Source organism: Burkholderia sp. PAMC 26561 (assembly GCF_001557535.2).
Classification (GTDB): Bacteria; Pseudomonadota; Gammaproteobacteria; order Burkholderiales; family Burkholderiaceae; genus Caballeronia.
In genome coordinates this window covers 15,256-39,942 of record NZ_CP014310.1, presented here as the reverse complement: position 1 = coordinate 39,942, position 24,687 = coordinate 15,256, and the positions used below count along the sequence as shown (strand labels likewise).

The 24,687-nt window shown below is 57.0% G+C and carries 18 protein-coding genes, 11 pseudogenes and 1 other annotated feature; of the genes and pseudogenes, 12 read left to right on the top strand and 17 right to left on the bottom strand.

Annotated elements, in window-relative coordinates; all coding sequences use genetic code 11:
• Window positions 1-34: 34 nt before the first annotated feature.
• Window positions 35-368: pseudogene (locus tag AXG89_RS30660) on the top strand (integrase); the annotation flags it as partial.
• Between the two features lie 96 nt (window positions 369-464).
• On the opposite strand, the gene AXG89_RS30655 reads toward AXG89_RS30660, so the two are convergent.
• From AXG89_RS30655 to AXG89_RS30620, 7 genes and pseudogenes are all read right to left on the bottom strand, one after another.
• Window positions 465-1,688: an ISL3 family transposase gene (locus tag AXG89_RS30655; protein WP_062174248.1), complete on the bottom strand. Its 1,224-nt coding sequence runs from the start codon at window positions 1,686-1,688 to the stop codon at window positions 465-467.
• Between the two features lie 79 nt (window positions 1,689-1,767).
• A complete protein-coding gene (locus tag AXG89_RS43705) occupies window positions 1,768-2,148 on the bottom strand; it encodes a site-specific integrase (protein ID WP_062174246.1) in 381 nt (126 codons plus the stop codon).
• 222 nt (window positions 2,149-2,370) lie between these two features.
• Window positions 2,371-3,053, bottom strand: a pseudogene (locus AXG89_RS30640) (transposase); the annotation flags it as partial.
• A gap of 145 nt (window positions 3,054-3,198) precedes the next feature.
• Window positions 3,199-4,548 carry an amidase gene (locus AXG89_RS30635; protein ID WP_062174876.1) on the bottom strand — a complete coding sequence of 450 codons (1,350 nt, stop codon included), beginning with the start codon at window positions 4,546-4,548 and terminating at the stop codon, window positions 3,199-3,201.
• Window positions 4,549-4,589: 41 nt separating this feature from the next.
• Window positions 4,590-5,582 (bottom strand): ABC transporter substrate-binding protein, encoded by a 993-nt coding sequence (locus AXG89_RS30630; protein ID WP_062174244.1) that lies wholly within the window; start codon window positions 5,580-5,582, stop codon window positions 4,590-4,592.
• A 49-nt stretch (window positions 5,583-5,631) separates the two neighbouring features.
• Entirely contained in the window at window positions 5,632-6,501 is an 870-nt protein-coding gene (locus AXG89_RS30625; protein WP_062174241.1) for an ABC transporter permease, read from the bottom strand.
• The gene (locus AXG89_RS30620; protein WP_062174239.1) at window positions 6,498-7,274 is read right to left on the bottom strand and encodes an ABC transporter ATP-binding protein; all 777 of its coding nucleotides are present in this window, start codon (window positions 7,272-7,274) and stop codon (window positions 6,498-6,500) included. The genes AXG89_RS30625 and AXG89_RS30620 overlap by 4 nt, the downstream gene beginning before the upstream one ends.
• A gap of 309 nt (window positions 7,275-7,583) precedes the next feature.
• Here AXG89_RS30620 and AXG89_RS30615 point away from each other — a divergent pair.
• Window positions 7,584-7,904: pseudogene (locus AXG89_RS30615) on the top strand (transposase); the annotation flags it as partial.
• 433 nt (window positions 7,905-8,337) lie between these two features.
• Here the strand turns inward: AXG89_RS30615 and AXG89_RS45040 are convergent.
• From AXG89_RS45040 to AXG89_RS30605, 3 genes and pseudogenes are all read right to left on the bottom strand, one after another.
• Complete coding sequence (locus tag AXG89_RS45040; protein ID WP_442861783.1) at window positions 8,338-8,835, bottom strand: IS5 family transposase; 498 nt, start codon at window positions 8,833-8,835, stop codon at window positions 8,338-8,340.
• Entirely contained in the window at window positions 8,745-9,155 is a 411-nt protein-coding gene (locus AXG89_RS45035; RefSeq protein WP_062093255.1) for an IS5/IS1182 family transposase, read from the bottom strand. The genes AXG89_RS45040 and AXG89_RS45035 overlap by 91 nt, the downstream gene beginning before the upstream one ends.
• A 268-nt stretch (window positions 9,156-9,423) precedes the next feature.
• Window positions 9,424-10,101, bottom strand: a pseudogene (locus AXG89_RS30605) (transposase); the annotation flags it as partial.
• A gap of 69 nt (window positions 10,102-10,170) precedes the next feature.
• Here AXG89_RS30605 and AXG89_RS30600 point away from each other — a divergent pair.
• Window positions 10,171-11,201: pseudogene (locus AXG89_RS30600) on the top strand (IS3 family transposase); the annotation flags it as partial.
• Here the strand turns inward: AXG89_RS30600 and AXG89_RS30595 are convergent.
• A complete protein-coding gene (locus AXG89_RS30595) occupies window positions 11,153-12,199 on the bottom strand; it encodes a hypothetical protein (protein WP_236873589.1) in 1,047 nt (348 codons plus the stop codon). The pseudogene AXG89_RS30600 and the gene AXG89_RS30595 overlap by 49 nt on opposite strands.
• A gap of 167 nt (window positions 12,200-12,366) precedes the next feature.
• Window positions 12,367-12,570, bottom strand: a pseudogene (locus AXG89_RS30590) (IS3 family transposase); the annotation flags it as partial.
• 23 nt (window positions 12,571-12,593) lie between these two features.
• Here AXG89_RS30590 and AXG89_RS30585 point away from each other — a divergent pair.
• From AXG89_RS30585 to AXG89_RS30570, 4 genes and pseudogenes are all read left to right on the top strand, one after another.
• Window positions 12,594-12,863 (top strand): DUF5372 family protein, encoded by a 270-nt coding sequence (locus AXG89_RS30585; RefSeq protein ID WP_086386713.1) that lies wholly within the window; start codon window positions 12,594-12,596, stop codon window positions 12,861-12,863.
• A 197-nt stretch (window positions 12,864-13,060) separates the two neighbouring features.
• A complete protein-coding gene (locus AXG89_RS30580; protein WP_062174231.1) occupies window positions 13,061-13,522 on the top strand; it encodes a helix-turn-helix domain-containing protein in 462 nt (153 codons plus the stop codon).
• 11 nt (window positions 13,523-13,533) lie between these two features.
• On the top strand, window positions 13,534-13,821 hold the full coding sequence (locus AXG89_RS30575) for a hypothetical protein (protein WP_062174229.1): 288 nt from the start codon (window positions 13,534-13,536) through the stop codon (window positions 13,819-13,821).
• Window positions 13,818-15,875: pseudogene (locus AXG89_RS30570) on the top strand (recombinase family protein); the annotation flags it as partial. The gene AXG89_RS30575 and the pseudogene AXG89_RS30570, both read left to right, overlap by 4 nt.
• On the opposite strand, the gene AXG89_RS43695 reads toward AXG89_RS30570, so the two are convergent.
• A protein-coding gene (locus AXG89_RS43695; RefSeq protein WP_442861778.1) for an IS3 family transposase occupies window positions 15,764-16,887 on the bottom strand; the annotation gives its coding sequence in 2 pieces (ribosomal slippage) (window positions 15,764-16,614 and window positions 16,614-16,887; 1,125 coding nt in all). The pseudogene AXG89_RS30570 and the gene AXG89_RS43695 overlap by 112 nt on opposite strands.
• A gap of 249 nt (window positions 16,888-17,136) precedes the next feature.
• Here AXG89_RS43695 and AXG89_RS30550 point away from each other — a divergent pair.
• Window positions 17,137-17,316, top strand: a pseudogene (locus AXG89_RS30550) (DDE-type integrase/transposase/recombinase); the annotation flags it as partial.
• Between the two features lie 31 nt (window positions 17,317-17,347).
• Here the strand turns inward: AXG89_RS30550 and AXG89_RS30545 are convergent.
• Window positions 17,348-18,720, bottom strand: a pseudogene (locus tag AXG89_RS30545) (IS30 family transposase).
• Window positions 18,721-18,917: 197 nt separating this feature from the next.
• On the opposite strand from AXG89_RS30545, the gene AXG89_RS43690 reads away from it, so the two are divergent.
• The 3 genes and pseudogenes from AXG89_RS43690 to AXG89_RS30535 form a co-directional block, all read left to right on the top strand.
• A complete protein-coding gene (locus tag AXG89_RS43690) occupies window positions 18,918-19,559 on the top strand; it encodes a hypothetical protein (protein ID WP_236873588.1) in 642 nt (213 codons plus the stop codon).
• A 115-nt stretch (window positions 19,560-19,674) separates the two neighbouring features.
• Window positions 19,675-20,070, top strand: coding sequence for a hypothetical protein (locus AXG89_RS43685; protein WP_236873587.1), 396 nt, complete (start codon window positions 19,675-19,677; stop codon window positions 20,068-20,070).
• A gap of 164 nt (window positions 20,071-20,234) precedes the next feature.
• Window positions 20,235-20,513, top strand: a pseudogene (locus AXG89_RS30535) (IS3 family transposase); the annotation flags it as partial.
• A gap of 78 nt (window positions 20,514-20,591) precedes the next feature.
• Here AXG89_RS30535 and AXG89_RS30530 read toward each other — a convergent pair.
• Window positions 20,592-21,331: pseudogene (locus AXG89_RS30530) on the bottom strand (IS3 family transposase); the annotation flags it as partial.
• Window positions 20,937-21,053 (bottom strand) — a sequence feature (AL1L pseudoknot). (Overlaps the previous pseudogene by 117 nt.)
• 296 nt (window positions 21,332-21,627) lie before the next feature.
• Between AXG89_RS30530 and AXG89_RS30525 the strand changes: the two are divergent.
• Window positions 21,628-22,341, top strand: coding sequence for a glutamine amidotransferase (locus tag AXG89_RS30525; protein ID WP_062174218.1), 714 nt, complete (start codon window positions 21,628-21,630; stop codon window positions 22,339-22,341).
• A 64-nt stretch (window positions 22,342-22,405) separates the two neighbouring features.
• Here the strand turns inward: AXG89_RS30525 and AXG89_RS30520 are convergent, their stop codons facing one another.
• On the bottom strand, window positions 22,406-23,959 hold the full coding sequence (locus AXG89_RS30520) for an amidase (protein ID WP_062174216.1): 1,554 nt from the start codon (window positions 23,957-23,959) through the stop codon (window positions 22,406-22,408).
• A 12-nt stretch (window positions 23,960-23,971) separates the two neighbouring features.
• Complete coding sequence (locus AXG89_RS30515; protein ID WP_062174213.1) at window positions 23,972-24,667, bottom strand: M24 family metallopeptidase; 696 nt, start codon at window positions 24,665-24,667, stop codon at window positions 23,972-23,974.
• Window positions 24,668-24,687: the final 20 nt, after the last annotated feature.

The following is a 24,687-nucleotide window of genomic DNA, read 5'->3' as shown; positions in this document are numbered from 1 at the left end:
CGAGCGGTGATGGTTTGCATTGAATTCTGAGGGGGCGGCAAAAATCTATGCGACGAATGACTATCAAAGCGGTGCAGGCATGGCTTGCGCTGCATGAGACTTCCCCCACGCAACGCGCCTATCGCAGGGAAGCGGAGCGCCTGATCTTGTGGCAGTTATCGAGCGCAACAGGGCCTTGTCGTAGCTGACCACCGACGATGCGATCGCATACCGTAGTTTTTTGCGACGACTAACGCCTCGTGACAAATGGTTGGTCGGTTACGACCTCGCGATTCAGCGGAGTGGCGCCCGAATGTAGGCGGTCTATCGTGCGTTCGAGCGCGTATGCGTTGTCGGTGCTCGGTGCCCTGTTTCGCTGGCTCATCGAAGGCCAAGCCGGTCTCCCCAAAAAGAGCGCGATCTTCGCGGGCTGGGTCGGATAAAACTAAAAACGGCTATTTCAAAAGTGGAGTGGGTAATGCGGCTTACGAGGCATGTGGGTTGAAGGCTGAGAAGTCGAGCTTGCCGGCGATGAGGAACAGCACGGTTCGCATGGTTTTGAAGCTGGCGTACCCGCGCGCCTTGCGCTTGGCAGCTTGAAATAGGCCGTTGATGGCTTCGATGAAGCCGTTGGTCTGGCGCGTCTGGGCCCAGGCGACGATGCCGTCGAAATGGCGCAGGATCATGCGTGCGACGTCCTTCATCGGCTCAACCTTGGAACGCATGACACCGGTGCACCACCGGCGCAACATCTTGGAGACGACGTGGATCTGCTTGCGATCGAGAATCTCCCGCAACTGCTCGCGGTACATCCAGGCACGGGCGGTGCAGTTGGTGGTGTACTGGCTGATCAGTGCCTCGAGATCGGTCAGTTGCGCGAGGTTCAGCTTGTCCGCATCCTTGAGCAACGACCAGCGCATGCCCTTCAATGCCGGATCGTTCTTCTGCTGCTCGCGGCGCACACCGTCGAGGGCTTTGGACGCGTGCGCAATCACATGAAACTTGTCGAACGTTACGCGCGCATCGGGCAGATGCTCGTCCACGCCCTTGATGAAGGCGGGCGACATGTCGATGCTGACCGATTTGATCTGCGCAGGCGTGGCGTTGTGTTCCTCGAGGTGATTGGCAAAGCGTTCGACAACGCCGGCATCCTTGCCTGGCGTGACGAAGACTACGCGCCTGGCGTCCATGTCGGCGACCAGCGAGACATAGTCGTGGCCCCGTCGGCACGAGGTTTCGTCAATGGCCACCGCGGTGAGCTCGGACAAATCAGTCGCGGCCACCGCGAGGTTCACGTAACGATCACAGATGGCCTTCACGCGATACCACGACAGGTTCACCAGACGGGCCACCGCCGCAAATGTCATCTCCCGGCACAGCGTCAGCACGAGCGCTTCAAACAGCAGCGTAAAGCCATCCAGTTTGCCCATCCATTCGGGTTCCACGAGCCGCACCGAGCCGTCCGGCAGGCGCACACGCGGCACGCGCACCTCCAGATAACAGTCGAACTGGAAAAAGTTGAGGTGCCGCAGCCGTTTGATGACCGTGTCGTGCACCGGGTGTTCGCCCGGCACCCCGGGGTAGGCAAACCGGCTGCCCGCGACAAAGTCCACGGCAATCGTCAGTTCCGTGCCGAAATCGACACCTTGCACATACCACGGTGCCTTAATTCCCAAGGCGGCTTCAAAGAGTCGGGTTTGGTTCGTCATCGTTCGCTTGGTCTTGCAGGGCTGATTGCCGCATTCTGCCGCAACCAGCCCCGCTTCAGCTTGGTGACCCCACGCGCGTCTAGTATTCGCTTCGCCGGGCTTGCGCCCGCACTTGACCCAGCAGTCCACCCACTCGAGATTCAAAAGAGGCCCAAAAACGTACCTTTACACTTGTTGAAGTCTTTTGATTAGCGCTAGCCATGTTCACAGGCATGCTAGTGTTGCCGCGCTCCGACTCAGGTAACTTGAGGAATCGCTTTACATGATCGGCATTGAGATCGCCTAGAGCCAGGGTTTGGATGGGCCGCCCGCTCTCGCGAGAGATGAACCTCAGCAGCAGAACGACGGCGTCCGGGTAGCTCCTTATCGTGTTCACGCTGACGCCCCGCAATGTAGGGAGAAAATCCCGGAAGAAGCGCAGCAGACATCGGCCGAGCTTTGTTGGTTTGCGCGGCTTCATGGCTTTCTCCCAGCGAGAACGTAGCTCAAATGCTTCTCAAAGCGATCACTTGCGAGCGCTGCGATCGTCGGAACGAATGGAAGGTAGTATGCAGTCGATACGATCGAAACATGCCCCATGTACACGGCCAGTGGCGGCAGATTCGACTGAAGGTCCGCGCCTTCCCTTACCACCGGATTAAAGCCTGAACTGCAAAGCTATGCCTCAGATCATGAATTCGCCCTTCAGATCTAGCAAGAGCTCACACCAGGCGTCCTTCGACTCGCGGAAACCATCGCCGATCGCCACGCGTTCTTTCGTTCCGTCCGGCTTCACGCCGATGATGACCAACAAGCACTGGCCGTCCGAATCGTCGCTGCGCAGCCCCGTGTGGATGCCATCGGCCCACCAATAGACCCAGCGCGCGTTTGACAGATCACGCTGATTCCACAGAGCGTGCTCGTCGGCCCACTGAGCTTTCAGACGGCTGACCACGTCGGGCGAAAGACCTTTGGCCTCTTCGCCCAGCAGCACGCTCAGCGCCTCGCCCATGTCGCCGGTTGAGACGCCACGTAGATACAGCCAAGGTAATGCCGCTGACACGCGGCGTGACTTCCGAATGTAGGGCGGCACGATGTTCGAATTGAACTTCACGCCCGAGCCCGAGCGATCGCGAACCTTCGGCACCTTCACGGTGACCGGGCCGATCGCCGTGACAACCTCGCGCTCAGGCAGGTAGCATTGCGAATCACAGTTCGCCTTCCATCAAGGGTCTTCACGTTGTCGTATCTTTCTAGCAATGCCGCCAATTCTGCCTCGATTGCTTGCTGGACGATCTGCCGCGTGCCCTGTTGAATCAAATCGTCAAGTCCGCTGGGCCGTGCTTCCGATTTACCCAAGGTTGTTTCTTCTGTAACCTTCTTCATTGGTGGTGGATCTCGGTTTGGCTGGTTGTTACTCTAGACAAGCAACATTCTCAGCTAAACCGCCGCCGCCTTCAAATCCCTGCCTCACCCGAACACCACTTTCGACCATAACTCTCGAATTCGCCAACGTCACCCAAGACTCGTCCTACGTTTTCTGAGGCATGCGCGTCTCTACCATCTTTCCGGCTTCGGTGCCACAAGTTGACAAAGCCCCCACAAGGCTTGCCAAGCGAGTGGCCGCAGAGAGAACGATTTCATCGTGCCACCGGGCACCAATCAAGGTTACACCCACTGGCAGGCCATTCGGCCCGTAACCTGTTGGCACGTGAACACACGGATATCCCAGCATAGTCCATATCCGACCGAATATGGGATCGCCGGTTGCATCCAGTCCAGCAGGCGCCTCGCCAGTTGCACTCGGCGATATCAAAATGTCGTACTCGTCAAAGAGTGAATCGATGAGTTTTCGACCTTTTTCGGCGAGCTGCTGGGCCTTCGCATATCCTGCTCCGCCCAACTTCGCACCGCTCTCCAAAATCTGCCGAAACGGAGCACTCAAACCGGACGGTTGTGTCCTGCATTCAGGAACGTACGAGGCTGCAGCCTCGTACGTCATGATCTGCACGTGAGCGGTTGCCAGATCTCCACACCCGGCCGGGAGGCAGACTTCGCTCGCCGCCAAACCCACCGATGCCAGCAGGTGACTCGACGAATTTATGGCGTCGCGGCTTGCCGGTTCGGTCAAATGCCAATGAGGGGTCTGACAGATAGCAAACCGGAATGCATGATCGGCATCAACATTAAACGTTTGGTTCGATAGGAGGCCAACAATGTAGGCTGCATCGTCGACGGTCCTGCTGATGACGCCGGCTGTGTCCAAGCTCTGTGATAGAGCCTTGGCGCCGCTTAGCGACAAGGTCCCGAACGTCGGCTTGTATCCAACGACGCCGCAGTAAGCGGCTGGACGAATCACTGAACCTGCCGTCTGCGTACCAAAGGCGACCGGAACCATACCGGCCGCGACAGCCGCCGCCGATCCACTGGACGACCCGCCAGGCGTATGCGGATGATCTATATCTGGGGATCTCGGGTTTCTCGTATCGCCCGGCTTGAACGTGGCGAATTCCGTGGTTACGGTCTTGCCCATGACTATTGCGCCAAGCGTGCGCGCCTTGGCTACAAGGGCTGCGTCGACGGATGGTCTGTGGTGTGCATAGATCGGCGAACCGTAGCAGGTCGGCATATCGAACGTATCGAACAAATCTTTCACACCGATAGGAATGCCGGCTAGCTGCGCCGGTGTGCCAAAACGAGAGTCGAGTATGCGTGCCTGTGTGATCGCAGCATCTGCGTCGAAGAACTTCCAGGCCCTGATCTGACTCTCGCGCTGCTCGATCACTTGCACGTATGCTCGAACGACGTCCTCAGCGGAAAGCTCTCGAGAACCGACCCGCTTGGCAATCTCTCGAAGTCCCAAATCCGTGATTTCATTCATACAAATCATACCTTCCAGTATTGATAGCTCTACGCATTGGTTTAATGGACTTCCTTGACTGCCGCATCAATGAAGCGATGGTCGATCAACGCGTCGTACACGGGCTGTTGCTTCAAGTTGCCTAGGTCGATCTGCGTCTGCATCGCAGATCTTAGTGAGTCATGGGATATTGCGACTGATTTAGAGAATACGCCGTCTGCGAGCATCCGGGAGATCGCCGCATCAACGATCTCCGGACTGATCGTCGGAAACTCCTTCCTCGCCAAGAGCTTGACTTCCTGGGGACTGGCCGCCATGTAAAGAAACGCCTTTTGCATTCCTGCGACAAACCGGCGACCAACCTCTGGATCGACATTCTTCCTAGCCGTCACAGCTGCAAACAGGTATTCCTTGTTAAGTTTAGCGAAGCTGACCACAACTTTCTGGCCACCCGCGACCACCTGCTCTAACCCTGGCTCATAAAAGACTCCCACTTTCACCTGGGCCGCCAGCATCGGCCCGATTTCGGACCCGATAGGGACTTGGAGCATATGCACATCGGACGGTTGCATGCCGTTTTCGCGAAGCATCTTGATGAAGAGAGACGTGCTGGTCGTAGGCATCATTCCCGTAACGACGCGTTGGTCTTTGAGACTTTTTGGGCCGTCGTACTCGAAGTCGGCTGACGTGGCCACCCAGGCACCCGCGCCGTTGGCGAGGTTAGAGACTACTTCCACCGCCGCACCTTTCTCGGCAGCGACTGCGGCCCACTCTGGGCCGACAATGGCAAAGTCCGCACTGCCCGAGATGACCGCTGACAAGGCGTTGCTTGGCGTACCTGTCATCAGTTTCGTCACACTTAGGCCCTGTTCCGTGAAAAAACCCTTATTGATTGCGACATAAAGCGGTAAGTAATGGAGCGCTTGAAAGGCTTCAGAAACAACCACTTTCTTTTCTTCGGCTATAGCCGGCTCTAGAAGACTCGCCAGGCACATGGCTACCACGAACTTCCGGATCGTCGACCGTGTGCGCAGTCTAAAAGTCGCAGGTTTCATTGTCTTGAATCTCCCGACTCCAGGTTGTTAAAAGCATCAGTCTAGAATTTTAGACGCGGACTGTTCCGCGATTTCGCGATTGACGCCAAGGTAGCAATCGACGTTCGATCGCATCAATGATGAAATACATGAGAAAACCTACAATCATTAATACAAACAAGCCTGCCCATACGCTACTTAAATCGTAAAGACTCGATGCCGCGTAGATCATGTGGCCAATCCCTTTCTCTGAAGAGATAAATTCGCCGACCACCGCACCCACTAAACCAAAGCCGATGTTGATTCGAAACGTAGACAGAATATATGGCAAGGTCGATGGAACAACGACCTTAAAAAAGATATCGCGCTTCCTCGCGCCAAGGGTTATCAGTAATGCCTGTAGTTCCACATCCGCGTCTTTTGCTGCTTCATATGCGGATATCAGGGCAACAATCGCGGTCAACGAAACGGCCAGCACTATCTTCGACGTTAGACCCGTACCAAACCACAAGATCACAATAGGCGCAAAAGCGACCTTCGGTACGCTGTTGACCGCGACAATGAATGGTTCGACGACACGAGCGACGAATGACGAATACCAGAGCGAAAGTCCGACGATCGAGCCTATTGCAGTGCCGATTACGAAGCCGACTGTTGCCTCGAAAACCGTATAGCCTGTATCTACGAACAAGTCGCCCGATGAGATGGACCGCTCAAATGCGTGGTAAATACTAACGGGTGACCCCACAAGGAAAACTGAGACCCAACCCAGCTGAACCGCTGCCTGCCAAAGGGCAAAGAACACCGCTACTGCGAGAATCTGCAAACAAGGGACGGCGAATCTGGTCCCAAGCGACCCAGCAAATTTTTCAAAAGAGCTATTTTTTTTCTTTACGGCCGTAGCCGCGTCTACGAGATGTGTTCCGCTCGCTTGGTTCATTTCGCCGTTCCCTCTGTCTGGATATCTAGCTCGCGGCAGAGCATGTGAAAATAACCCGAAAAATTCGGGTCGCTCCTGGCGCCTATGGGTGACCTGTCGCCCAAATCGATGTCGTGTGTAACTTTCACTTGCGAAGGGCGTCCCGCAAGAACCACTACGCGCTTGGACAATGCAACTGCTTCATCGATATCGTGCGTCACCAATACCACGGTCTTGTTGAAAGTCTCCACAGCCTCAAGAAGCACGCCTTCCAAATACAGCCGCGTTTGATAATCTAGTGCGGAAAATGGCTCATCGAGCAGAATAATGTCTGGATCGTTTATCAGCGTTCGAATTAGTGCTACACGCTGGCGCATACCTCCGGAAAGTGTGCGCGGATATGCGTTTTCGAAGCCCGCCAATCCATATGTGTTGAGGTATTCCATGGCTGTATCACGAGCTTCCGCGATCGGCATCTTCGAGAGTTCGGGACCCAGCAGCACATTTTCGAGCACGGTGCGCCATGGAAACAGCAGGTCTCGTTGCATCATGTATCCGACCTTGCCGCGAAGACCATTGACGGCCTTTCCCCGATATTCAAGTTCGCCCGAGTCTGGTTCCAGCAGACCCGCAATGATGTTAAACACTGTCGTCTTCCCGCACCCAGACGGCCCGATTATGCTGACAAAGTCCTTCTCGTAGATATCAAAGGACAATCCACCGATAACATCGACCCTTCCGTGTTTTCCGTCAAAAGACTTTCGGATATTCCGCAGCGAAAGCTGAGCCGTCATAGAAAAACCCTTTGTTTCGTAAAGAACGTGAAAACTCAATGTCATTCAGTAGACGCGACTTTTGATGCTTGCGCGCCTCACGCCGATCAGAGAGGCTTAAAAAGTCACCAGAACAATAGTATTGAATTGGTGGACCATTCTGAAGCTCCAGTTTTATTTAATCAACTGGTCCAGAGAATTAAAGGTGCTAGCTTTTTTGCTGAGGTCTGGCGACCGCCTTTCGCTGGTAATTACGGCATGCGGTTTCGCCCTCATCTCACGGCGGCCTCAAAACCGAAGTGCAACACCTGACTCATATAAGGTGTGGCAATGCCCGAAAAAACTTCATATCGACAACTTCAGCCTGAAGAGCGTTTGACCATTGCAAGCTTGCATCTGCAGGGTATGAGTATGCGAACCATAGCCCGCATACTTGGGCGCTCAGCGGGAACTATCGGCCGTGAACTCATGCGAAACTCCTCGCCTGTTGGCTATGCGTCGTTGCCTGCTGCAGCACTTTGCACTGCACGCCGCCACATAGCCCGCCGTCCGTCAAAGCTTGGCCCACAAAGCGTTTGCTGGCGCATTGTTCTCACCTTGCTCGAGTGGAAATGGTCGCCCCAGCAGATATCGGGCACACTGAAGCGCATGGTGCGATGTGATGTCGCGTAAAGGATTGTTTCATCTGGCGTTGTTAGCCAGAGAGGAAACCGGCTGTTCCGTCAGCCGTAACCTACCGGTGCATGCGGGATTGGTAACGATCCGGTGTGAAGCCACTGGGACAACGTAACCCGCTCATTGAGCGACGGCGATCTCGCGAGAGTGCGTTGTTGTCTGCCAGCGCCACGGCGGATGGGGTGCAAGGTTGGGCAGTACGGTTAGCGAATGCGAACTGCTGATAAACGTCGTGATCAGTAGCAAGCCAAAGGCGCTGTCAGGCTTGAGCCAAAAGGCATACAGTCGGCTGTCCCTCTCATGCGTCGGGACACACGGACTGATATGACTTCCCGTGTCAAGAGAGATCGGTTTTCGGTTTTTCAGGGCGCTAAATTTCCTGAGGGCGACGTAGCAGTAAGAGGGCAGTTCAAAAAGGCTGCTCAGTTCGGCTCAAGATGTTCCAGCAGACGAGTGAGCAGGCTAGTTTGAGGAATGCTTCGTGAATGTCAGATCGGCGCTCGAAGCGAATGCGAAGACGCCGGAAACCATGGAGCCACGAATGAGTCCGTTCAACGACCCAACGAAACTTGCCGAGACCGCTGCCGTGTTCGGTGCGGCGCCTGGCGATGACCGGTCTGATTCCACGCTCGCGAAGTTGGCGGCGATGCGAGTCGGAGTCGTAGCCACGGTCGGCGTAGATGACCTTGGGTTTGCGAAGCGGTCGGCCGCGTGTGCCGCGAATCGGCGGGATAGCGTCGACCAGCGGCAGCAGTTGCGTGACATCATTGCGGTTCGCGCCGGTCACGATCACGCTGACAGGAACGCCGTTCGCGTCTACGAGGACGTGGTGTTTGGACCCTGGTCGTGCGCGATCGGTGGGGTTTGGCCCAGTTTTTGGCCCGCCCCAACGGCTCGCACGGACGATGAATCGACAGCCGCGTATGAGAAATCGAGCTGGCCAGATTCGCGCAGCTTGTCGAGCAGTAGCCCGTGCAGCTTGTCCCACACCCCGGCCTGCTGCCAGTCGTGCAACCGACGCCAACAAGTCGCTCCAGAGCCGAAGCCCAACCGGGTCGGCAGATGGTTCCATCGCATTCCTGTCTTCAGCACAAGCAGGATGCCATTGAGTGCTGCACGGTCCGAGACCGGCAACCTTCCAGGGTATCGTTGGCGTCGCGGTTTGGGCGGTGGAAGTAGCGGTTCGATCAGTGCCCACAATTCGTCATCGATGATAGGTGCCGGCATTCCTTGATCCGTTGTTCAGGTATCCAAGGTTAACCGTTTCGTGGAAAAGTAAACAGCCCTTCCGAGCTCTTTTTGAACTGGCCTTTAAGTCTCGACGGTGGATCACCCTGATATCCGCGGGTTGGTTACCGCATTACAGTGTTCCGCCCAATGAGCCTGCCGCTATCTGAAGCCGCAAATCGGATGACAACCGCTGCATAGCCGGAGCGCGGGTTACTCGTGTGCCGGGCTACGCCGCCTTCAGGAAACTTCTTCAGATTGCTGCTTTTCAGTGGCCGGCATGATGAAGCTGGTGTGTGGGCTGGGCACCGTCCGGTACAGCCTGGGACATTGACAGTCGGCCAATGTCCCAGATAAAACCTGCGAGTTCACGGGCCACGGCAACCACCGCGATGTTCGCATTCTTTCCGCGCTCTGCCAGTTTGCGATATCGCCGGCACAGCCGCAGCTGTGCGTCCCAGGCTCGATCGGTAATGGGCTTGGGGATACCTTCCTGTCGACGCTGGATATCTGTACTCACACGTGCAGGAAACCGGTAGCTCCAGGCGGCCTCGACGAGCAGTTTGCGGGCGTAACTGTTGCCGGTTTTCGTAATGCTTCCTTGACGACCCCGCTCTCCGGAAGAGTATTCCGAGGGGGTGACGCCCAGCCATGCCATCAGCTGGCGCGGATGCTCAAAGCGTGACAGGTCTCCGAGCTCCGAAAGCATTCCGATCGCAGTGGTGAACTGTATGCCACGCATGGCCTGAAGGCCCAGCACGGCCGGATAAAAGCGCCATTCGGGCACGGCCTCGCGCAGCGCCACCTCGAGACGCTCACATTGCGCGAGCCTGTCCTCGATCGTGCGACGGTGTTCGTCGAAGGCCAGTTGCTGCCAGTGACTTGGAAACGAGTATGAGCTGATCCATCGCCGGTGCGAGGGTCCCCAATTAGCGGTACCGGTATAACTGAGGTTCCCCCGGAATTTCGTCTTCCATGAGGTCGTGTGTAAACTCGACTAAAAGGAAGGAAAGCGATGTTGAAGATACCGAAGCAGGAATACACGACGGAGTTCAGGACGCTGGCGGTAAAGCGGGTGAAGGACGGGCAAAACATTCGTGACGTAGCGCGAGAATTGGGGATTTCACATCAGACGCTGCGTAATTGGGTGAAAGCGCATGACGCGGGAACGCTGAACGGTCCGGGGACCAAGGTCATCACGCCGGAGCAGATGGAATTGTCGCGTTTGCGTGCAGAGAACAAGCGGCTGACGATGGAGCTGGAGATCACAAAAAAAGCGGCGGCATACTTCGCGAGGGAACTGCTGTGAAGTATGCCGGGCTTGATTCGCAGCTCCACAGCTATCCGGTGTTGGCGCTGTGCGAAGTCTTGGAGGTGAGCTTCAGTGGCTACCGCAGTTGGAAGCGTGGCGGCATGCCGCAGCGCAAACGGCTGACTGATATTCAGTTGTTGGCCCTGATTCGGTCGGTCCATGCTGAGGTGAAAGGTGCCTACGGATCGCCCCGCATGACGATAGAAATTCGTGCGCGTGGATTTCCGGCGGGCAAAGAACGGGTTGAGCGGCTGATGCGGGAGAACAACATCCGTGCGCGCCATAAGCGTCGCTACAAGGTCACCACGGATTCGAAGCACAAGCTGCCGATCGCCCCCAATTTGCTCGACAGAAACTTCACGACAGATGCACCTAACCAGGTCTTCACTTCGGACATCACGTATATCTGGACCGACGAGGGCTGGCTGTATCTGGCGATCGTACTGGACCTGTTCAACCGTGAGGTTGTTGGCTGGTCGATCAAGGCGAACATGACCACCGACTTGGTGATCGACGCGCTGACAATGGCATGGTTCCGGCGCAAACCGGCCCCGGGCGCGCTGTACCATTCGGATCGTGGCAGCCAGTACGCTAGTCATGCCTTTCAGGCGAAACTTGCCGAGTACGGGATGACGTGTTCGATGAGTCGCAAAGGAAATTGTTGGGACAAGGCTTGCGCTTCACACTACACCTCCTTGAGGCGATCAGATACGATTTCGGGAACGCGGCGCCGGCAGGACAGCTTAATGCCCTGTGCTTTTCGGGGCGGATCGTTGCCGGGTGGCTCATACAAACACTCGTTCTTGTCGCTGTATGCGTGACCACGGATGAGCCCGCGACGGTTCCATATCTTCACGTGGTACGGCGTGATATGCAGCGCTTCGGCCATCTCCTGCAGCGTTAGGAGACCCGCTTCGCGCAACCGATCATAGCGTGGCTTCAGACAGTAGTTGCGCTGCACGCGTGCGACCATTTTTGCATTGAAGGGCCTACCCGTGCCCGACGGGACGCCACGTTCGTTCAGGATATTCGCGATCTGCAGGACAGTATGGTGATTGAGCAGCTCATCAATCTCCTCGATCACTGCGGCGGGTGTGACCCATTGCTGCCATGATTTTAGCGGCAAGGGCAGCTTGAGGGTCCGGTGAGCGCCGCCCTTGAAACGGATCTGTGCGGTAACGTGCTGGCCCCGGTTCAGGGTGACGTCTTCCAGAAGCAGCCTGATCATGCGTTTGCGTTCCCGGTCGGGCGTGGCGGGATCACGCCACAGCCGGGGGAAGTTGGACGCCAGCGAGACGATGATGGCGCGCTGCTCGTCCGTCAGAATACGCGCGTCCTGTTCACGGCGACGCTGATATTCCTCGTTAGCCTCAGTCAGTGCTCGCAGCTTATGGTTCCAGTCAGCCTCAAGTGAGTCGGCAACCAGGCGGTTCTCCGGATCGCAGCGCATGTAGCGGCGCTGCGCCAGATCAGCTTCATACTGGGCGCGCTCCACCTGCTTGTGACGCAGACAGTCGGCCTCTTCGATGCGGGACTGGAGTTCGTGCTGCACCGCCAGGCTTACCTCAATGGCAAGCGGATTGAGCGCCTCGACGAGCAGCTCGCCAATGGCCTCGTCGATGGCAGCCCCGTGGATGCGCTGGCAGACCGGTTCGGCCTGCTCAATGCCTTCGCGCTGGCAGATGTACTCGGGACACAGGCGGCCCTGGCGGCTGTGGTAACGAACCGTCATGCGGTTCCCGCATCGACCACAGACCACGACTCCCTGAAGAAGTGCTGGACCCTCACGCGGCGCGCTTCGGCGCCGGTCGGCTCCGATCGCCTGTGCGCTCTCATGCAAACGCTTCTGATTCTGCTCATACTCTTTGAGGTCGGTCGTCAATAGTGGAGAGCAATGGGTTAAGCCGCGAGTCGCGTTTTATAAAATCGCTGCACGAAAGCAGCAGGCGACAGATAGTCAAGACGGGCTTGCTTGCGTTGCCGGTTGTAGAAGATCTCGATGTATTCGGTGATGGCCTGCCGGGCCTCGGCGCGCGTCGTGAACCGGCGGTGATGCACGAGTTCGTTTTTGAGCGACCCCCAGAAGCTTTCCATCGGCGCATTGGAGTCCGCAGACAACTGCGCCCATGAGTGACGCTGGAAGCCGACGTTTTCAGGTAACTCATCCGTACCATCCCCTTCGTTTGCAAGAATTCGAACTGGTCCTTCACGCCCAGAACTGGCATGAGGACAGGGTTTGGTTTCACGACGCGAATGGCCGACTGCGGGCGCTGCCCGCCAGCTGGACGAGCGTCGTCGGCGAGGACCCATTCAACGTTATCGCTGCCGGGCGCGCCTTGTTTCGCGTGGAGGAGCTGCTTGAACTGGGGCGTTTGATCGCGACGCTGGAGCCATGAACAACACGAGCACGTGTAAAGCCAAATACGCCGCATATGTAAATTAAATTATGCCGGATAGCGCATTCATGGTGAGCTCGTAAGTCGAATTCGTCGTCCTTTATTGGCTTTATTCCCGGATATTTAACTTGCATCTTCATAAATATGGTACATAATTATATTTACACTGAGTTGACCGCCCTCCCCGGAGTTCGCGCATGGCGACAGACCGACGCAAAGAGGACAAGCACCGTGCGCTGCGGCAGCAGGCGAGCTTCAATCCGCGCCCCGATGCCGTGACGCATCCGCTGTTTCAGGACGAAGAGTTCTTCGATCCCCACGATCTGCTGCAGGTCAAGTACGAGATGCTGCGCGCGGTGCATGTGGACAGGCGCCCGATCAGCGAGGCAGCCAGGGCCTTCGGCTTCTCCCGGCCGTCGTTCTATCAAGCTCAGGCGGCCTTCGAGCAGGGTGGACTCGCCGGGTTGATTCCGCAGAAGACCGGGCCGCGCAGCGGCCACAAGTTGACGCCGGCGGTGATGGAGTTTCTGAATCGGGCGCGAGTTGCCGAGCCGACGGTGCGAGCGGAGCGACTGGCCAGCCTGGTGCACCAGAACTTCGGCGTCCAGGTTCATCCGCGCAGTATCGAACGACAGTTTCTGCGCCAAAAAAAACCGTAACGAAACCGTCCGTGCCCACTCCGGACCGTGCGTGCAATGACGGACTGATCTCGCGTTATGAGGATCTGAGGCAACAGGCACTTGGACTGCCGTGCGAGATTCCTCGTGGCCAGGGCCTTGTGCTGTTGATGCGCAGCGGCATGAGAGCGTGGATGCAGGCATGGGCCCAGTGCGCGACTACGGTTGTACGGCGGCCGCCGCCGGGTGAAGCAGAGATCATCCCCCTCACGCTGCATCAGGAGGCGGCGATGATTCTGGCTTCAATGCTTCTATACGGGCGTCAGGAGGCAACAGCATGAAGAGCGATCCTCACCAGAAAGTCCAGGCGAGCCACCTGAAGCGCAACGCCTATCTGTATATCCGGCAGTCCACATTGCGTCAGGTGTTCGAGAACACCGAGAGCACCAAGCGCCAATATGCGCTGCGCCAACGGGCGGTCGCCCTGGGTTGGTCCGAGGACCGCATTATTGTGATCGATAGCGACCTCGGCCAGTCCGGCGCGTCATCGGCAGACCGCGAGGGATTCCAGCGTCTGGTCGCCGAAGTTGGCGTGGGTCATGCCGGCATCGTGCTCGGCCTGGAGGTGTCGCGCCTGGCGCGCAACTCCGCCGACTGGCATCGGCTGCTCGAGATCTGCGCAATCACCGACACATTGATCCTTGACGAGGATGGCGTATACGATCCTGCTCACTTCAACGACCGGCTGTTATTGGGGCTCAAGGGCACCATGAGCGAGGCCGAATTGCACGTGCTGCGGGCGCGCCTTCAAGGAGGAATCCTAAGCAAGGCGAGGCGCGGTGAACTGCAGATGCGCCTGCCCGTCGGCTTCGTGTACAACGCCGCGGGCGCGGTCGTTCTCGATCCGGACCAGCAGGTCCAGCACTGCCTGAGGTGGCTGTTCGACACCTTCCGAGGTACGGGATCGGCGATGGCTACCGCGCGCGCCGCGCATCATCTCGAGCTGGCGTTTCCGCGACGGTGCTGCAAAGGTCCGCACAAGGGCGAATTGCTGTGGAGCAGCCTCGGACACAGCCAGGTAGTGCGCATTCTCCACAACCCAAGGTATGCCGGCGCATTCGTCTATGGCCGCACCCATTCACGCAAGACAGTCGATGGACGCACGCGTGTGGTTCGCGCCCCGCGGGACCAGTGGGATACGCTGATTCCGGGCGCCCATGCCGGTTATCTGTCCTGGGAAGAGTATGAGCAGAATCAGAAGCGTTTGCATGAGAGCGCACAGGCGATCGGAGCCGACCGGCGCCGAAGCGCGCCGCGTGAGGGTCCAGCACTTCTTCAGGGAGTCGTGGTCTGTGGTCGATGCGGGAACCGCATGACGGTTCGTTACCACAGCCGCCAGGGCCGCCTGTGTCCCGAGTACATCTGCCAGCGCGAAGGCATTGAGCAGGCCGAACCGGTCTGCCAGCGCATCCACGGGGCTGCCATCGACGAGGCCATTGGCGAGCTGCTCGTCGAGGCGCTCAATCCGCTTGCCATTGAGGTAAGCCTGGCGGTGCAGCACGAACTCCAGTCCCGCATCGAAGAGGCCGACTGTCTGCGTCACAAGCAGGTGGAGCGCGCCCAGTATGAAGCTGATCTGGCGCAGCGCCGCTACATGCGCTGCGATCCGGAGAACCGCCTGGTTGCCGACTCACTTGAGGCTGACTGGAACCATAAGCTGCGAGCACTGACTGAGGCTAACGAGGAATATCAGCGTCGCCGTGAACAGGACGCGCGTATTCTGACGGACGAGCAGCGCGCCATCATCGTCTCGCTGGCGTCCAACTTCCCCCGGCTGTGGCGTGATCCCGCCACGCCCGACCGGGAACGCAAACGCATGATCAGGCTGCTTCTGGAAGACGTCACCCTGAACCGGGGCCAGCACGTTACCGCACAGATCCGTTTCAAGGGCGGCGCTCACCGGACCCTCAAGCTGCCCTTGCCGCTAAAATCATGGCAGCAATGGGTCACACCCGCCGCAGTGATCGAGGAGATTGATGAGCTGCTCAATCACCATACTGTCCTGCAGATCGCGAATATCCTGAACGAACGTGGCGTCCCGTCGGGCACGGGTAGGCCCTTCAATGCAAAAATGGTCGCACGCGTGCAGCGCAACTACTGTCTGAAGCCACGCTATGATCGGTTGCGCGAAGCGGGTCTCCTAACGCTGCAGGAGATGGCCGAAGCGCTGCATATCACGCCGTACCACGTGAAGATATGGAACCGTCGCGGGCTCATCCGTGGTCACGCATACAGCGACAAGAACGAGTGTTTGTATGAGCCACCCGGCAACGATCCGCCCCGAAAAGCACAGGGCATTAAGCTGTCCTGCCGGCGCCGCGTTCCCGAAATCGTATCTGATCGCCTCAAGGAGGTGTAGTGTGAAGCGCAAGCCTTATCGTAGCAATCGCCTTTGCGACTCATGGACATCGTCATGCCGAACTGCTTTGCTAGATCCCGATAGTCATGCGAACAATATTGACTGCCACGATCCGAATGTAGGATCAAACCGGCTGCGGGCCGTTTAAGTGCGACCGCGGCAAATAGCGCCTGCATTACCAAGGTGCGGGTCATACGTTCGCTCATGGCGTAGCCGACCAGCTCGCCGTTGAACAGATCCTTGATGCCGGCTAGATACAACCAGCCCTCATCTGTCCACACGTACGTGATATCACTCACCCAGGCCTGGTTCGGCATGCTCATGTCGAAGTTGCGTTCCAGCAAATTCGGTGCGACTGGCAAATCGTGCTTCGAATCCGTCGTGTTTCTGAACTTGCGCTTCTGCTTGCAACGCAGTCCCAGCTTGGTGCGAATGCGCCTAATGCGGTGAAGGCCAACGCATACGCCATGATCAAGCAGATCCGCCTGCAATCGCTCGCGCCCATACGTTTGCCGAGTTCGTTCGTGCGCCGCTACAATCTCGATTTCAAGGCGCGCGTTCTCTTGTGCACGTGGCGAGTCGAGCCGTCGGCGCCAAGCGTAGAAACTGCTGGCCCCTAGCTCAAACACACGGCACAGCACGGAAATCGGGTAGTCCTGTCGCATCGTTTCGATCCGGTCACATCTCACCGCGACTCCTTCGCGAAATAGACCGTCGCTTTTTTTAAAATATCGCGCTCCATCGTGACCGTCGCCAGCTCGCGCTTGACCCGCGCCAATTCCGCCTCCAACTCGCTCTGCGGCTTTTGCGTCTCGCCTACCTTCGTTAGCGTCCCTTTTCGCTCGGCAACGACCCAAGCGCCAAGCGTTTCAACCGACAAAGATAATCGGCCCGCAACTTCTCGCTGCGACAGTCCATCGACAAGAACGAGCTTCACCGCCTGCTCGCGAAACTCCTTCGTGTAGCGGCCTTTCGGTCCTCGATTCATTTGATCTCCATTTCGCTCATTCTACGAAACATTGATCTCCACTTTCTTCAGCCTATCTCACACTCCTGCGGAAAATCCGTTCATCCTGCGCGCTGAGAAACGCAGCACCATCGAGTCGCGCTACGCTGATGTCGCCTTTGCTATGAGCAACATTTAAATGGAGAGCCGGATGCGCTGAGAGGTGCAAGTCCGGTTCGGGGAGGAGAGGCAGGGAGATAGTTCGACTACGCCCTGCCTCTTACCCCACTGCCCACCGCAGAGGGGTGGCTGTACTTGGCCGCGATTCTGGACCTGGGCAGTCGCAGAATTGTGGGATGGTCAATGTCCGAGCGCATTGATGCCGAACTGGTCTCTAATGCTTTACGATCGGCGTATTGGCAGCGTCGTCCAGCATCAGGGTTGATTTTACATTCGGATCGCGGCAGTCAAGGCGGATTCAACCGGTCGTCGCAACACTGGATTATTGAACAGATTTTAGGTACTCGTCCAAAGCTTCCGCAGGCGTCTTCCAGCCGAGGGTTTTTCGGGGCCTTGCGTTCAACGTGTTAGCAACTGCCTGGAGCTCTTGAACACTCCATCTGGACAGGTCCGTGCCCTTTGGAAAGTACTGTCTTAGAAGGCCATTGGTGTTTTCGTTCGTACCACGCTGCCATGGACTGTGCGGGTCGGCGAAGAAGACCTTTACGCCCGACTCAATAGTAAAGCGCGCGTGATCGGACAGCTCTTTGCCACGATTCCATGTCAGTGATCGCCACAACTGAGCAGGTAAGTCCTTCATAGTCTTCTTGAGTGCATTGGCCATCGTGACAGCTCCATAGCCGGCGAGCGCGGGCCCGTTCTTCGTGCGTGGGATTACCCCGTAGCCTTTCTCGCGAGGCAAGTGCACGAGCATCGTAAAGCGGCTTGATCTTTCCACCAACGTGCCGATGGCTGATCGATTTAAACCGATAATCAAATCTCCCTCCCAATGGCCCGGCACAGCACGATCTTGCACCTCTGCAGGCCGGCTGGAAATCATCACCTCCTCGCTGACGTGCGCCCATGCCTTGGCACGTGCTCTCGCTCGGGGAACGCGCAAGGCATGCCCGGTGCTAAGGCAACCCACCAGCTCCCGCTTGAGTGCACCGCGCCCTTGAATATAAAGGGCTTGATAAATGGCTTCGTGAGAGATGCGCATAGATTCATCATCCGGGAAATCAGCCTTCAATCGATTAGCAATTTGCTCGGGTGACCAGCCATTGACCCACGTTCGGTCCCCGCGATGTGGCTTATTGCGCCCCTTGAAGGGCGCCTGCCTGGGACTGCAATATCATGGCCATCCGCGTCACGCACCTTGCCCTCCAAACGCTCCCGTACGTATTGGAGCAGCCGTGCATTACTCGTTAGCTTTGCCGGCTTTGGTCGTTTGGCGAACCGTTCCGCCTTCCACTGCGCGACCGAAGCACAATACTCGAGGTACCCACCGCGTGTCGCCGCATTGCGGGTAAGCTCTCTTGAAACGATTGATGGACTGCGTCCGATGCGGCGGGCGATCTCGCGTACTCCGATGTCTTGAATAGAAAGCAATGCTATCTCTTCTCGCTCAGCGAACGACAAGTATCGACCAGCGATAGGTTTCGACATGAATAGTGGCATGCCGCCACGATAGCGGAACCAGCGACCGCCTACCGCCTGAGACACGCCGACCGCCTCCGCTGCTTTCTCGCTTGTAATGCAGGTTGCGATCTGTAGCCAAAAGCGACGCTCGACCTCATTTCTAAGCGACGGCGCACCCGGTGAGTACATCGCTGCTCGCCCTGTCAACTGATACACCCGTTTTGCACTTTGAACCATGGCAACACCTCCTCAGTTTGAGGTGTTGCGACGACCGGTTGGATAGCGTCAACCAGAACGTCCGGTTTACCGACAACCATCTTGGCCGGCGCATTGACTCATCAGAATTGCAACTCGCGCTGACCCGTTGCCTCACGTAGTTTGCTACCCGTCGGATTGTCCGGCGGGAGCGGCTCGAGGTGACGAGGCAAATCAGCATGACGACACGAAAGGAATTGGTTGCAGCATTGCAATTGCGGTATGGCAGCGCCACGTTCAGTGAGCGGATCAGGATTCTCGACGAATTCGTTGCACTAACCGGTTATCACCGCAAACACGGCATCCGGCTGTTGCGGCAAGAGCCCTGTGTGACGAAGACGGTGCGCGAACGTAGCCGTCTTTACGATGAGGCGTTACGTTTGGCCCTGACGGTGTTGTGGGAAGCAGGTGACCGGGTATGCGGCAAGCGCCTGAAGGCATTGATCCCGAAGCTGGTTGATGCCATGGAACGGCACGGCCATCTCGACCTAGATCCGGTCATCAAGGCCAAACTCCTTCAGATCAGCGCGGCGACCATCGATCGCATGCTGAGCAATGCGCGTTTGCAGATCGACGGGCAGCGCAAACGTCGCAAGGGTGTGGGTTCGGCCATCCGGCGAAGCATCCCGGTGCGGACGTTCGCCGACTGGCGCGATCCGCCACCTGGCTTCTTCGAGATCGACATGGTCGAACACTGTGGCGGCTCGAAGACTGATGGCGAGTTCGTCCACACGTTGACGTTGACCGATATCGCCAGCGGATGGACGGAATGTGTGTCGATGCGTACACAAGCTTTACTTCACGCCGGCGACGCCGTGTGATCGGATTCTGGAACACGAGAGCGTTGCACCGGCCATTAAAGAAAGGCTCAAGACGCAGTTCAAGAGCCTCGATCCCGTTAGGTTGTTGCAGGAAATGCGAACGGCCCAGCAGATATTGAGCGAGTTCGCGGCCTATGGTGCGTGCGCTGAAGAAGCGCCAAAGGGCGAATCAGATGTTACGGTCTTCCTCGCCAGTCTGTCCTCGGCATGGAAGGAAGGTGAAGCTCGTCCGACCCATCGAAAGCAACCCAAGGCAAAGCATTGGTGGAGAAGTCGTGTGGATCCGTTCGCCGACGCATGGTCGGTTATTGAAGGTTGGCTGATCGCTGAGCCCGGGGTGTCGGCCAACGAGTTGATGGATCGGTTGGCAAGAATGATTCCGGACGCCTATGCAAAAAAGGCACAGTTAAGAACGTTGCAGCGCCGAGTTAAAGCATGGCGCGTCGAACGAGTGAAAGAAATGGTTCTGGGCAGCTTGCGCAAGCATGCTGCCACGCCGACTGAAGCCTGATCTGCGGAAACCCTGAAAGTCTTCGGGGGCCGGGCGCTACGCGCCCGGCAAACAAGGAAGAAGAGACAAAACAAACTAAAACGACAATAACCCATCGGGTAACATTCTTTCCTGAGGCAACACGACCGGACTTGCTGATTGTCGCCGTCCAACCGGTTGAATCCGCCCAATATGCGAGCTGGCGCTACAGGGAATTGGTCAGTCAGTACCACATGACGATGTCGATGCGTCGGCGCGCAAACGCCTGGGATAACGCACCAATGGAAAGCTTCTTCAAGACGTTAAAAGTCGAGCAAACGTCGCGATGTCGCTACGAGACACGCGCGCAGGCGCGCCTAGATGTAGTCGATTGGATCGAAGGATTTTACAATCGACAGCGCATCCATTCGTCGATCGGTTACCGGACACCGTGCGATTACGAGACCGCACAAAAAGCAGCGTGAGTTGCTGTACGTTGAAGCGAGGCAAGGTCACGATCAGTTTCACCCCAGTGTGGGCGGGCTACGCTGGCTGGGCGTACCGTAGGTGAAATCCGAAACCCACAGCTGGTTTGGCCGCTCCGCTCGGAATCGCCGATTGACCCGGTCCAGCGGATAGGGCGCCTTGTCATCGCTGATTGTCGTGCGCATCACCTTGCCGCGCATCACACCGCGCAGCCCCTGACGACGCATCAGTCGTTCGACGGTGCATCGAGCAACCGCAGTACCTTTACGGGCCAACTGACGCCAGACCTTATCAGCGCCGTACACCTGCATATTGGCCCGCCAGACGCGCTCGATCTGCGGCACCCGCTCTTCGTCGCGTCGAGCCCGCGCAGGTCGCAGTGTGGGGTCCCGTCGCTGAGCTGCGTAACAACGGTACCCCGACGGGGCAATCCGCAGCACTTTGCAGATAGGCTCAACCCCGTACGTTGCCCGGTGCGCGTCAATGAAGTCCCTCATCACTTGAGTCGGCGGTCGAGCTCCGCCTGTGAGAAAAAAGCGCTCGCCAGCTTCAGGATCTCGTTTGCCCTGCGCAACTCCTTGACTTCGCGCTCGAGGTCTTTGACGCGTTGCGTCTCGGTCGTGCTCACGCCTTCACGCACCCCGGCATCAACCTCCTGGCGCTTGACCCATACCAACAAGGTCTGCGGCATGCAACCAATCTTGGGCGCAATTGACTCCACCGCAGCCCAAAGCGACGGGTACTCTCCGCGATGCTCCTGCACCATGCGCACGGCGCGCTCACGAGACTCAGGTGAAAACTTATTCGACTTGTTCATGGCTCCATCTTCTCAGAAGTTGGAGCCTCCTCAAAATCCGGGGCGGTTTACCCTTGATACGATCCAGTTTAATTTACATCATGGATCCAGCGCTTCTAGTGCGCAAATTGATGGCAGTCTACGGATGAGCGCCAAGCAACTTGTGCACTCTGTTTGCGCGGAAAGCCGATTTTTATTAGTGACGAGTTGCTTGCAATCTGTGGCCGAACTCGTCATATGTTATGTAGACGCTGCGCGGCAGCGCCTCATTATTGATTATTCTTTACCGAACCGGTCGGTGATATCGAAGAAGCCATATGAAATCAGTCATAGCAATTCGTCATGTCCACTTTGAAGATTTAGGCACGATCGAACCGCTGCTTGCCGAGCGCGGTTACGCGGTACGTTATATCGATGCCGCAATAGAAGATCTCACCATGATCGACCCGATCGAACCAGCGCTTTTGGTGTTCCTTGGAGGACCTATTGGCGCATTCGACGACGCGATCTACCCTTTCCTGGTCAATGAGTTAGAGCTCGTCCGGCGTCGGCTCGAAGCACAGCTACCTACGCTCGGCATTTGCCTTGGCGCTCAGTTAATGGCTCGCGTCATGGGTGCGAAGGTCGAACCGATGGGGTTAAAGGAAATCGGATTCTCAGCGCTGACGCTGACCGAAGCCGGAGGCAGTTCCGCTTTGGCCGAAATCGGCTCAACGCCGGTTCTGCACTGGCACGGGGACCAATTTGAGATTCCGCGCGAGGCGGCCCGGCTAGCAGCGAGTACCGTCTGCGCGAACCAGGCATTTTTAATTGATGACTTCGCGCTCGGGTTGCAGTTTCATCTCGAAGCAGATCTTGTCATGATCGAGAATTGGCTGGTGGGACATGCGAGCGAACTAAATCAAGCCGGTGTTGACCCGCGAACGCTCCGTGAAACGTCGCGACAAAATCGAACGTTGCTAGAACGGGCGGCACATAAAGTGATGAATGTCTGGCTTGATCAAGCAGGATTGGTCCGGATTAACACTTAGTGTGTAAGCCATACCTGGTGGACCGGCACTTCCTGATCGGAAAGCGTGCCAATCCACCTGCGATTCAAATCTCGATAGACGGTGGCTTGCGAAAAAGCGTGTACTGCTCGAAATCGAAAGCCAACGCGAGGATCTGCGCTTCGCTGAAACGCCTTGAACCGACGATATCGATCGCGATGGGCCGTCCATCATCCAGGTAACCGGCAGGCACCGTAATCACAGGCAAGCCAAGTTCGTTCACCTCGGTTCCGACAGTCTGGTCAGCCAGATATCGGGGTGTGTCGCCTGTCAGGTCCGGCAAAGGTTGGGTGGAACGAGGCAACACCAAGGCATCAATACGCTTGTGGCTCATGATCTGCTCGTAGTAGTCGGCCAGTGATCGCGCCTGAGCGATAACTTCCGCCATCTCGACGCTGTCCGATTTCACATTTATTTTCAAATCGGACAGCAGTCCGTACAGAGGTGCCGTGCTTCCTAATCCAAGCTTAAATCCCGCGCGCGCAGCGAATGCTTTGCTACTCGCGGGATTGTTTCCGCCGAGCGACGCAAGGAAGTTGTCGATTCCTTCCAGATATACGTTACATTGGGGAAACGCTGTCCGCGTCTGCCAGCGTTGCAGCCATGCCGTGTCAGCGAATACCGTTTCCACGGCCTCAGCACCCAATTCGTGGATCAGTTTCACCATCGATAGGTAGTGACTCTTCACCGCCGGATGCAGTTCAGACGCCCAAATACCCGGCTCGAATAGGCCTATTCGCTTTCCATTGAAAGCGCCTCTTTCCAGCGTAGCAGCGTAGCTGGAAGCACCCGAATCTTTTATGGCAATCGCGTCGAGCACGGCGGCAGCATCTCGTACAGTCCGAGCGATGGGGCCCGCGACATCGTGATTCGGCAAACCGGGGTATATCCCGTCCGTTGGTACAAGTCCAAAACTCGGCTTGAGTCCGACAAGGCTTTGCGCAGATGCTGGAAACAGGATGGAACCTGCCGTATCCGTCCCGACGCTGACAACGGCCATCCCCGTCGCGACTGCTGCGGCACTTCCAGTGCTTGACGCTCCAGGCGCGAACCCCGCGCCATAAGGATTAAGCGTATCGCCGTTGTGACTTGACTGAGCACGAAGACCGTCAAGTCCAAAATCGGGCAGATTGCTCTTTCCAATGACGATCGCGCCGGCTTCCTTAAGCCTAGTGATAAGCGCCGCATCCTCAGTCGGCATTAGGTCAAAGCCATTAAACGCACCTTGGTTTGGGTCGACCACACGGTTGTCCGACGCGAATCCGGCGTAACCAGCAGTCGTTCGAACGCCGGCTAAATTCATATTGTCCTTAAGCGCGACGGGTACCCCGTGCAACGGTCCCCGCGGCGGTCCCGTCGCAAGTTCTATGTCGATCTGAGCGGCGTCCTGCAGTACGTTCTCGTTTAACCAAATGAAAGCGTTTAAATAAGGTTCAGTCTGGTTAATTCGATGAAGGCACGCAGCGGCTAGTTCGCGGACCGAAAATTCCCCCGATACGAAGGCAGAGCCAACCGAGGCAATGCTGATTTGCATCACATCGATCGCAGCTGCTTTTTTAAGCAACTGCTCGGGGATAAGATAAGGCTTGAAATGGCGCATAATTTTTCCGTGTTACTTGAAATAAGAATCCGGAAGCAGCATGTCCTCGTAAAATGCACCATAAGTCATCTCAACGTTCCGGATGTGAATTTCTAGTACCCACAGTTGCTGAGAGGGCGTGAATTGAACATCCGCCATCGGACCTTCGTAGATTGCGGCATGTGGAAAATCAGCTAGGCGATGCCCCGACAGGTCCATGTTAAGTTCCCAGCCCCGCTGCTCAGCAGCCCTTACTGCGAAATCGTAAAGCGACTTGCCCGATGCCGAAGTCGCCAGCCAATGATGACGGGCCTCATGGAAAATTTCTCTCGCGTCTGCCGCGCAACGTGCCTTAACCTCGTCGCTTCCCGTGACGAACGTGTCTCCGCCGTCGCCCTCCCACTGCTTCCAGGTAGGACCGATATCGATAAGATAAATATCGTCGTCACCAAGCACCACGCCAGGCTCAGAATCTGCCCCGAACGTTTTAGTGGTATTGGATCCAAAGCGAACATACACGTCGTGCCAGCCTCTTAACATGCCTTGTTCGGCCAGGATGTCCTTAGCCATATCTACAGCATCTTCCTCGACCATCCCGGGTTTGACTGCGCGAGCGATCTGATGAATCGCGTCACGCGTCATCTCGCGAACGAGCAGCATTTTTTCAGCATCATAGTTCGGGCCTACAGTCTCGAGGGAAGATTTAGACAGTTCGGTCGTAGTGGACATTTTATTGGTTCCAGCTCAAA

Coding starts and splice junctions, on each gene's coding strand:
- AXG89_RS30580 (WP_062174231.1), top strand. CDS start 13,061: ATGGCGACAGACCGACGCAAAGAGGACAAGCACCGTGCGCTGCGGCAG.
- AXG89_RS30595 (WP_236873589.1), bottom strand. CDS start 12,199: ATGACGGTTCGTTACCACAGCCGCCAGGGCCGCCTGTGTCCCGAGTAC.
- AXG89_RS43705 (WP_062174246.1), bottom strand. CDS start 2,148: ATGAAGCCGCGCAAACCAACAAAGCTCGGCCGATGTCTGCTGCGCTTC.
- AXG89_RS43690 (WP_236873588.1), top strand. CDS start 18,918: ATGACGACACGAAAGGAATTGGTTGCAGCATTGCAATTGCGGTATGGC.
- AXG89_RS30625 (WP_062174241.1), bottom strand. CDS start 6,501: ATGAACCAAGCGAGCGGAACACATCTCGTAGACGCGGCTACGGCCGTA.
- AXG89_RS30515 (WP_062174213.1), bottom strand. CDS start 24,667: ATGTCCACTACGACCGAACTGTCTAAATCTTCCCTCGAGACTGTAGGC.
- AXG89_RS30620 (WP_062174239.1), bottom strand. CDS start 7,274: ATGACGGCTCAGCTTTCGCTGCGGAATATCCGAAAGTCTTTTGACGGA.
- AXG89_RS30520 (WP_062174216.1), bottom strand. CDS start 23,959: ATGCGCCATTTCAAGCCTTATCTTATCCCCGAGCAGTTGCTTAAAAAA.
- AXG89_RS30585 (WP_086386713.1), top strand. CDS start 12,594: ATGAGTGACGCTGGAAGCCGACGTTTTCAGGTAACTCATCCGTACCAT.
- AXG89_RS45035 (WP_062093255.1), bottom strand. CDS start 9,155: ATGCCGGCACCTATCATCGATGACGAATTGTGGGCACTGATCGAACCG.
- AXG89_RS30630 (WP_062174244.1), bottom strand. CDS start 5,582: ATGAAACCTGCGACTTTTAGACTGCGCACACGGTCGACGATCCGGAAG.
- AXG89_RS30525 (WP_062174218.1), top strand. CDS start 21,628: ATGAAATCAGTCATAGCAATTCGTCATGTCCACTTTGAAGATTTAGGC.
- AXG89_RS30635 (WP_062174876.1), bottom strand. CDS start 4,548: ATGAATGAAATCACGGATTTGGGACTTCGAGAGATTGCCAAGCGGGTC.
- AXG89_RS30655 (WP_062174248.1), bottom strand. CDS start 1,688: ATGACGAACCAAACCCGACTCTTTGAAGCCGCCTTGGGAATTAAGGCA.